Source organism: Pseudomonas sp. YL2 (assembly GCF_023063025.1).
In the GTDB taxonomy this organism is placed as follows: Bacteria; Pseudomonadota; Gammaproteobacteria; order Pseudomonadales; family Pseudomonadaceae; genus Aquipseudomonas; species Aquipseudomonas putida_A.
The window spans coordinates 62,422-70,995 of record NZ_JAJSLU010000025.1 but is presented as its reverse complement, the minus strand read 5'-3'; the positions used below and the strand labels follow the sequence as shown (position 1 = coordinate 70,995).

The window sequence follows — 8,574 nt, the reverse complement described above, 5'->3', positions numbered from 1 at the left end:
ACCCGATATCCCATGATGCTTCCTTAAATCGCCGCTCCTACATCATGGTCTAAAAAAATTCGACCACAACAGGCTCACTCCTACAGTTGGAACGCATTTCCTTGTAGGAGTGAGCCTGCTCGCGATGAGGGCCAATCAGGCGCCGATGATCCCGCCATCCTCACGGGTAATCGCCATCACCGATGAACGCGGCTTGCCATTCGGCAGATGCTCGGGGAAGGTCGAACCACCGTTCTCGCCCGGATGCTGAATCCCGACAAACAGGGTTTTCTGATCCGGCGAGAAGCTGATCCCGGTGACTTCGCAACCAATCGGCCCGACCATGAACCGGCGAATCTCGCCGGTCTTCGGGTCGGCACAGAGCATCTGGTTGTTGCCCATCCCGGCAAAGTCCCCGGCGTTGCTCGAATCGCCATCGGTGAGAATCCACAAACGCCCGGCCTTGTCGAAGCCCAGTCCATCCGGGCTGTTGAACATGTTCTGCGGGGTGATGTTCGACGAACCACCCTTCGGCGTGCCGGCGTGCACGCCCGGGTTGCCGGCAACCACGAACAGGTCCCAGGCGAAGGTTTTCGAAGCGTGATCATCGCGGTCGGTGCGCCAGCGGAGGATCTGCCCGTAGACGTTCTTCTCGCGCGGGTTCGGCCCACCCATCGGCTGCCCGTCTTCGCCGCGCTTGGCGTTGTTGGTCAGGGTGCAATAAACCTGGCCGTCCTTCGGACTGACGACGATCCACTCCGGGCGGTCCATGCGCGTGGCGCCGACCACACTGGCGGCGAGGCGGGCGTGGATCAGCACTTCGGCCTGATCGGCGAAACCGCTGCTGGCGTCGATGCCGTTCTTGCCGTGGGTCAGTTCGATCCACTGGCCCTGGCCTTTCGGGTGATCGGGGTTGCCGTCACCGGCGTCGAACTTGGCCACATACAGCGTGCCGTGGTCGAGGATGTCGCGGTTGGCTTTGGCGTTGCGGTGGTTGATGCGGTCGCGACTGACAAACTTGTAGATGAACTCGCCACGCTCGTCGTCGCCCATGTACACCACGGCGCGACCGTCATCGGTCTCGGCCAGTGCGGCGTTTTCGTGCTTGAAGCGGCCGAGGGCGGTGCGCTTGACCGGGGTCGATTGCGGATCGAACGGATCGATCTCGACCACCCAGCCGTGACGGTTGAGTTCGTTGGGATTTTTGGCCATGTCGAAGCGCGGGTCGAACGGGTGCCAGTTGATCTCGCGGCTGGCGGCAGAGACACCGTAGCGCTTTTGCGCCGGATCGAACTGCTGCTGGGCGTTGCTGCTGCCAAAGCAATCGGTGAAGTTTTCTTCGCAGGTCAGATAGGTGCCCCACGGTGTCTTGCCGTTGGCGCAGTTCTGGAAGGTGCCGAGGACTCTCTTGCCGTGCTTGTCGGCGGCCGTCTTCATCAGCTCGTGACCAGCCGCCGGGCCGCTGATGCGCAGCGGCGAGTTGCCGTGAATCCGGCGGTTGTAACGCGAGCCCTGGACGAACTGCCACTGGCCGTTCCTGCGCTGCACTTCAATCACTGACACACCTTCGCAGGCCAGTGCCTTGCGCACGTCTTCGGCCGATTGCGGCATGCCGCCGTGCGGGTAGAGGTAGCGATAATTGGTGTATTCGTTGTTGATCGCCATCAACGCACGGTTTCGGTCGTCGGGGAATTCGAACAGGCTCATGCCGTCGTTGTTGTCGCCGAACTGCACTTCCTGGGCGGCGGCGGTGCCATTGCCGCTCGGGTCGAACGCCGGGCCGTTCTTGTGCAGCGGCTGACCCCAACTGATCAGCACCGAGGACTTGTAGCCCTTGGGCAGGCTGATGACATCGGTGGTCGCGGCGGGAATGCTCTCGAAACCGAGCAGGCGGCTGTTGCCGGCGCTGATGCCGGTGGCCAGCGCGCTGCGGCTGAGCAGGTTGCCGCCGAGGAACATGGCGGCACCGCACAGCGCCCCGGCGCTGATGAAGCCGCGACGGCTGAGGCCGACCATCTTTTCCAGATCAGTCGATTGGTTTTCTTCTAATAGGCTCACATCAGGCTCCCTGCTTGGTTTTGGCAGCCACCTTAATGAGCGTCGATTACGCTTTCGTTGCAGCGCCTGATTACAGCGGCGTGCCGATCAGCACATTGGACGGCGAGAACTGCACCTGCACCGGTTGCTCGACACTCAGCCCGCGGGTACGAAGCTGCAGCGGCTCCGCCAGAGCGCAGAGCGTCTGGCCGTTGGGCAGGGCGATGCGAACTTCGCTGGGGCCGTCTTCGGCATCGAGAATGGCTTCGATAGTGCCGCTCAGAAGATTGTGTCCAGATGTTGCAACTTGCTCCGGGGGCAGTAGTTCAAGCCAGCCAGCCTTGATCAAGGCCACCACTTCGGTGCCCGGTTGCAGTTCCAGGTGCACGGTGCTGTCGTGGGTGATCTGCGCGTTGATCCACAGGCCTTCGGCCAGTTCGAGGCGAATTAGGTCGTTGCGGCCCTGACCCTCGATAGCCACGACTTTGCCGTGCAACTGGTTGCGCGCGCTGGTTCTGAGCATCAATCGCCCAAGCAGATCCAGATCGCTGGCGTCCTCAGCGGCCTCCAGCACCTGTGCCTGTAAAGCTTGCAGCTTTTGATACAGACGCAACACCCGTTCGCCTTCGCTGGACAATCTGGCACCGCCGCCGCCCTTGCCGCCGACCGCGCGCTCCACCAGCGGTTTCTGCGCCAGGTTATTCAGCTCATCGATCGCATCCCATGCCGCTTTGTAACTCAGCCCGGCGCTTTTTGCTGCGCGGGTGATCGAGCCCTGTTCGGCAATGTGTTGCAGCAGGGCGATGCGCTGCGGACGGCGGACGATGTGCTGGGAGAGCAGGGTGGGCAGGGACATGGAGGGGGGCTTTTTCACGGTGGCGGTGGAGAGTGAAGTTGGCGGCTTGCGACGCATCAGTCAAGCCAAACACAGTGCTCTTGTAGGAGTGAGCCTGCTCGCGATGGCGGTGGAACAGTCAGCATCAATGTTGGCAGTAATTGCGCTATCGCGAGCAGGCTCACTCCTACAAGGGATTGTGTCGGTTTCAGTTTCCGGGTTTTGGCGTGCGGGCCAGACAATAGACGTCGACTCTTGCAGCGCCCGCATCCCTCAACAATCGCGCCAGTGCCTGGGCCGTGGCGCCGGTGGTCAGCACGTCATCAATCAACGCGAAGTGCCGACCTTTCACCTCGGCGTCAGGGGGCAGAGCGAAGGCGTGACGCAAATTGCGCTTGCGCGCCTTGGCGTCGAGGTCCTGTTGGGCACTGGTATCGTGAATTCGTCGTAGAGCATGTTCCTCAAAAGGCAGATCCAGCTGTTGGCTCAACCATCGCCCGAGCATCGCCGCTTGATTGAACCCGCGTTGACGCAGACGTTTGCTCGCCAGTGGCACCGGCAACAACACATCGGGCCGCGGCAAACCTTCATCGAAGCGATGTTGCAGGTATTGTCCGGCAACGTCGGCGAGCAGGTGACCAAACGGCCATTTCGCGTTGTGTTTAAAACGCGTAATCAAACTGTCCACCGGGAAGTCATAGCGCCACGGCACGACTACCTGTTCGAACGCCGGCGGCTCTAGCAGGCACCCGCCGCAGGTCAGTCCAGCGCCGGGCAGCGGCAGGGCGCAGGTCTGGCAGTGGTCACCAAGCCAGGGCAGATCGGTTTCGCAGGCGTCGCAAATTGGCAATTCTGCTTCTGCGGATTCATCGCACAACAAACAGCTTTGTACGTTTTTTAAACAGATGTAAACCTGTGCTTCGTCTCGTGGTTGACAGCGCATGACTCTTCCTTAAATATGCCGAACATCCGTGTCGCGCCTGTGGGTATTCCGTTCCCACAGCCGCCAGCCAAGCATAACCAAGGAACTGCCCATGAGCGCCAGCACCTCTGCCACCCTGCGTCACGACTGGTCTTTAGCCGAAGTCAAAGCGCTCTTCGTACAGCCATTCAACGACTTGCTGTTCCAGGCGCAGACGGTGCACCGTGCACATTTCAACGCCAATCGCGTGCAGGTTTCCACGCTGCTGTCGATCAAGACCGGCGCCTGCCCGGAAGACTGCAAGTACTGCCCGCAGTCCGGTCACTACAACACCGGCCTGGAAAAAGAAAAGCTGATGGAAGTGCAGAAAGTCCTCGAAGAGGCTGCCCGCGCCAAAGCCATCGGCTCCACGCGTTTCTGCATGGGGGCGGCGTGGAAGCACCCGTCGGCCAAAGACATGCCGTATGTGCTGAAGATGGTCGAAGGCGTGAAGGCCATGGGTCTGGAAACCTGCATGACTCTCGGTCGTCTCGATCAGGAACAGACCGAGGCGCTGGCCAAGGCTGGCCTCGATTACTACAACCACAACCTCGACACCTCGCCTGAGTTCTACGGCAGCATCATCACCACCCGCACCTACAGCGAACGCTTGCAGACGCTGGCCTACGTGCGTGAGTCGGGGATGAAGATCTGCTCCGGCGGCATTCTCGGCATGGGCGAGTCGCTGGACGACCGCGCCAACCTGCTGATCCAGTTGGCCAACCTGCCGGAGCATCCGGAGTCGGTGCCGATCAACATGCTGGTGAAGGTCGCCGGCACGCCGCTGGAAAACGCCGATGACGTCGATCCGTTCGACTTCATCCGCATGCTCGCCGTGGCGCGCATCCTCATGCCGCAATCCCACGTACGCCTGTCCGCCGGCCGCGAAGCGATGAACGAGCAGATGCAGGCGTTGGCGTTCTTCGCCGGTGCCAACTCGATTTTCTACGGCGACAAACTGCTGACCACCGCCAACCCGCAGGCCGACAAGGACATGCAACTGTTCGCGCGTCTGGGCATTCAACCGGAAGCGCGCGAAGAGCATGCCGATGAAGTGCATCAGGCCGCGATCGAGCAGGCGCTGGTGGAGCAGAAGAGCAGCGAGCAGTTCTATAACGCGGCGGTCTAAACCTGCGCAGATTTCTCTGAAGGAATGCAAAACCCCTGTGGGAGCGGGCTTGCTCGCGAAAGCGTCAGTGCAGTCGACATTACCGTTGAATGTCAGACCGCCTTCGCGAGCAAGCCCGCTCCCACAGGGAATCTGTGTCACTTGAAAGTCGAGGCCTGCATGTCTTTCGATCTCGCCGCACGCCTTGCTGCCCGCCGTGCCGAAAACCTCTATCGCCAGCGCCCCCTGCTCGAGTCCCCGCAGGGGCCTGAAGTGGTGGTCGACGGCCAGCCGTTGCTGGCGTTCTGCAACAACGACTATCTCGGACTGGCCAATCACCCGCAGGTGATCGAAGCCTGGCGCGCCGGTGCTGAGCGCTGGGGCGTCGGTGGCGGAGCGTCGCATCTGGTGATCGGCCACAGCGGCCCGCATCACGCACTGGAAGAAGCACTGGCTGACCTCACCGGCCGGCCGCGTGCGTTGCTGTTCACCACTGGCTACATGGCCAACCTCGGTGCGGTCACGGCACTGGTCGGGCAGGGCGATACGGTGCTGGAAGATCGCCTCAATCACGCCTCGTTGCTGGATGCCGGTCTGTTGTCCGGCGCGCGTTTCAATCGTTATCTGCACAACGACGCCGACAGCCTGGCCAAGCGCCTGGAGAAAGCCACGGGCAACACGCTGGTGGTCACCGATGGCGTGTTCAGCATGGATGGCGACATTGCCGATCTGCCGGCGCTGGCGCGTGAGGCCAAGGCCAAAGGCGCGTGGCTGATGGTTGATGATGCCCATGGCTTCGGCCCGCTCGGCGCCAATGGCGGCGGGATCGTCGAGCATTTCGGCTTGAGTCAGGACGATGTGCCGGTGCTGGTCGGCACCCTCGGCAAAGCGTTCGGCACGGCGGGTGCTTTTGTCGCCGGCAGTGAAGAGCTGATCGAAAGCCTGATCCAGTTCGCCCGGCCCTACATCTACACCACCAGCCAGCCACCGGCGTTGGCCTGTGCGACGCTGAAAAGTCTGGAATTACTGCGCAGCGAGCATTGGCGACGTGAGCACCTTAACCTGCTGATCCGCCAATTTCGTCGAGGGGCCGAGCAGATCGGTCTGCAGCTGATGGACAGCTTCACCCCGATCCAGCCGATCCTGATCGGCGACGCCGGTCGCGCCGTCCGCCTGTCGCAGCTGCTGCGTGAACGCGGCTTGATGGTCACGGCAATCCGTCCGCCTACCGTCCCGGCAGGAAGTGCACGCCTGCGCGTGACCCTGACTGCCGCCCACAGCGAGGCGCAGGTGCAGCTATTGTTAGAAGGACTGGCCGATTGCTTTGCCCAACTGCCGCCGGAGCCAAGCCATGCGTGATCGCCTGATTCTGCTGCCTGGCTGGGGCCTCGGTGTTTCACCACTGGAGCCTCTGGCCGCGGCATTGCAGGGACTCGACGAGCATCTGCATGTCGAGATCGAGCCGTTGCCGGAGCTCGATTCCAGCGACCTGCAGGACTGGCTCGACGAACTCGATGAATGTATTCCTCAGGACGTGTGGCTGGGCGGTTGGTCGCTGGGCGGCATGCTTGCCTCTGAACTGGCAGCACGGCGCGGCGAGCGTTGCTGCGGTCTGCTGACGCTGGCGAGCAATCCTTCATTTGTCGCCCATGAGCATTGGCCGAGTGCGATGCCGGGCGAGACGTTCGATGCATTTCTCGCCAGCTGCCAGACCGACCCGCGGATGACCCTAAAACGGTTCTCGTTGTTGTGTGCTCAGGGCGCGCAGGACCCGCGCGGCATGTCGCGGCTGCTGCTCGGCGGTGCGCCAAATGCGACGCCCGAGACCTTGATGGCCGGGCTGGAATTGCTCGCACAACTGGATACCCGGGAAGCGTTGCAGGCGTTTCGCGGCCCGCAATTGCACCTGTTCGCCGGGCAGGACGGCCTGGTGCCTGCGGAAGCGGCGGGGTCGTTGTTCGCCCTGTTGCCGGATATCGAAATTGGTCTGATCGAACAGGCCAGTCATGCGTTTCTTCTGGAAGACCCCCATGGCGTGGCGGGTGCGATCCAGGCTTTTCTACACGAGTGCGGTGATGACTGATTTGTCTCTTGTTGCGCTGCCTGGCGGCTTGCCTGACAAGCGCCAGGTCGCGGCCTCTTTCTCCCGTGCGGCGGCCAGCTACGACAGCGTTGCCGAGTTGCAGCGCGACGTCGGTTCACAGTTGCTGCAGCGTTTGCCGGCAAGTTTACTGCCGTCAACCTGGCTGGATCTGGGCTGCGGCACCGGCTATTTCACTCGCGCATTGGCCGAGCGATATGTCGAAGGTCAGGGGCTGGCACTGGATATCGCCGAGGGCATGCTCAATCACGCACGACCATTGGGCGGCGCGCAGCATTTCATCGCCGGTGATGCGGAGCGTCTGCCGTTGCAGGATTCCACCTGCGACCTGATCTTCTCCAGCCTCGCCGTGCAGTGGTGCGCGGACTTCGAATCGGTGCTCAGCGAAGCCTTTCGTGTGCTCAAGCCGGGCGGGATTTTCGCGTTTGCTAGTCTTTGTGTAGGGACGTTGTACGAGTTACGGGACAGTTGGCGGCAGGTCGATGGTCTGGTGCACGTCAACCGCTTCCGCGAATTCGCCCGGTATGAGCAGTTGTGTGCCGCCAGCGGCTTGCGGGCCGTGAGTCTGCAGAATCAGGCGCATGTGTTGCACTACCCGGATGTGCGCAGCCTGACTCACGAACTCAAGGCACTCGGCGCGCACAATCTGAACCCCGGTCGGCCGGGTGGCTTGACCGGACGCGCGCGGATTCTCGGTCTGGTCGAGGCTTACGAGCAGTTCCGTCAGGCACAGGGATTGCCGGCGACTTACCAGGTGGTCTACGCCGTGTTGGAGAAACCCTTATGAGCGCAGCCTATTTCATCACCGGGACTGACACCGATGTCGGCAAGACCACCGTGGCTGCCGGGTTGCTGCATGCTGCGCGCTCGGCAGGGCTGAGTACGGCGGCGGGGAAACCGGTGGCTTCGGGTTGCGAGGTAACGCCCAAGGGTTTGCGCAATGCCGATGCGCTGGCGCTGCTGGCGGAATGTTCGGTGCCATTGACTTATCAACAGGTCAATCCGGTGGCATTCGAGCCGGCCATCGCGCCGCATCTGGCGGCGCGTGAGGCCGGTGTCGCGCTGACCGTGCAATCGCTTCTGGCGCCGATGCGCGAAATCCTGGCGCTGAATGCCGATTTCACGTTGATCGAAGGGGCGGGTGGCTGGCGGGTGCCATTGGCGGATCAGGACAATCTGTCGGATCTGGCCATCGCGTTGAAGCTGCCGGTGATTCTGGTGGTGGGTGTGCGCCTGGGCTGCATCAGTCATGCCTTGCTGACGGCCGAGGCGATTGCCCGCGATGGCCTGCAGCTGGCCGGTTGGGTGGCCAATATCATCGATCCGAAAACCTCGCGTCTGGAAGAGAATCTGGCGACGCTGGCCGAGCGGATTCCCGCGCCGTGTCTGGGGCGGGTACCGAAACTGAAGTCGCTTAGCGCCGAGGCGGTGGCTGATCATCTGCAACTCGATCTGCTGGATTAATGTTTTTGGCTATGACAAGGCACTGTGCCATCAGTATTTTTGACGGGTGTTTTTCTGGCGCCTCTGCTTCAATGGCAACCATTGATCCT

The 8,574-nt window shown here is 61.9% G+C and carries 8 protein-coding genes; 5 read left to right on the top strand and 3 right to left on the bottom strand.

What is annotated here, in order from left to right:
- Positions 1-135: 135 nt before the first annotated feature.
- The 3 genes from LVD08_RS26405 to LVD08_RS26395 form a co-directional block, all read right to left on the bottom strand.
- Positions 136-2,037: a PhoX family protein gene (locus LVD08_RS26405; RefSeq protein WP_247269656.1), complete on the bottom strand. Its 1,902-nt coding sequence runs from the start codon at positions 2,035-2,037 to the stop codon at positions 136-138.
- A 70-nt stretch (positions 2,038-2,107) separates the two neighbouring features.
- Positions 2,108-2,872 (bottom strand): TOBE domain-containing protein, encoded by a 765-nt coding sequence (locus tag LVD08_RS26400; RefSeq protein ID WP_097089095.1) that lies wholly within the window; start codon positions 2,870-2,872, stop codon positions 2,108-2,110.
- A 187-nt stretch (positions 2,873-3,059) separates the two neighbouring features.
- Complete coding sequence (locus LVD08_RS26395; RefSeq protein WP_247269655.1) at positions 3,060-3,794, bottom strand: ComF family protein; 735 nt, start codon at positions 3,792-3,794, stop codon at positions 3,060-3,062.
- A 91-nt stretch (positions 3,795-3,885) separates the two neighbouring features.
- Here LVD08_RS26395 and bioB point away from each other — a divergent pair, with 91 nt between their 5' ends.
- The 5 genes from bioB to bioD all read left to right on the top strand — a co-directional run bounded on the left by bioB (position 3,886) and on the right by bioD (position 8,485).
- A complete protein-coding gene (gene bioB / locus LVD08_RS26390) occupies positions 3,886-4,941 on the top strand; it encodes a biotin synthase BioB (RefSeq protein WP_027610689.1) in 1,056 nt (351 codons plus the stop codon).
- 159 nt (positions 4,942-5,100) lie between these two features.
- Complete coding sequence (gene bioF / locus LVD08_RS26385) at positions 5,101-6,279, top strand: 8-amino-7-oxononanoate synthase (protein WP_247269654.1); 1,179 nt, start codon at positions 5,101-5,103, stop codon at positions 6,277-6,279.
- A complete protein-coding gene (locus LVD08_RS26380; protein WP_247269653.1) occupies positions 6,272-7,003 on the top strand; it encodes an alpha/beta fold hydrolase in 732 nt (243 codons plus the stop codon). Before bioF ends, LVD08_RS26380 begins: the two co-directional genes overlap by 8 nt.
- Positions 6,996-7,808, top strand: coding sequence for a malonyl-ACP O-methyltransferase BioC (gene bioC / locus LVD08_RS26375; RefSeq protein ID WP_247269652.1), 813 nt, complete (start codon positions 6,996-6,998; stop codon positions 7,806-7,808). The genes LVD08_RS26380 and bioC overlap by 8 nt, the downstream gene beginning before the upstream one ends.
- Positions 7,805-8,485 (top strand): dethiobiotin synthase, encoded by a 681-nt coding sequence (gene bioD / locus LVD08_RS26370; RefSeq protein ID WP_098965936.1) that lies wholly within the window; start codon positions 7,805-7,807, stop codon positions 8,483-8,485. The genes bioC and bioD overlap by 4 nt, the downstream gene beginning before the upstream one ends.
- Positions 8,486-8,574 lie beyond the last annotated feature (89 nt).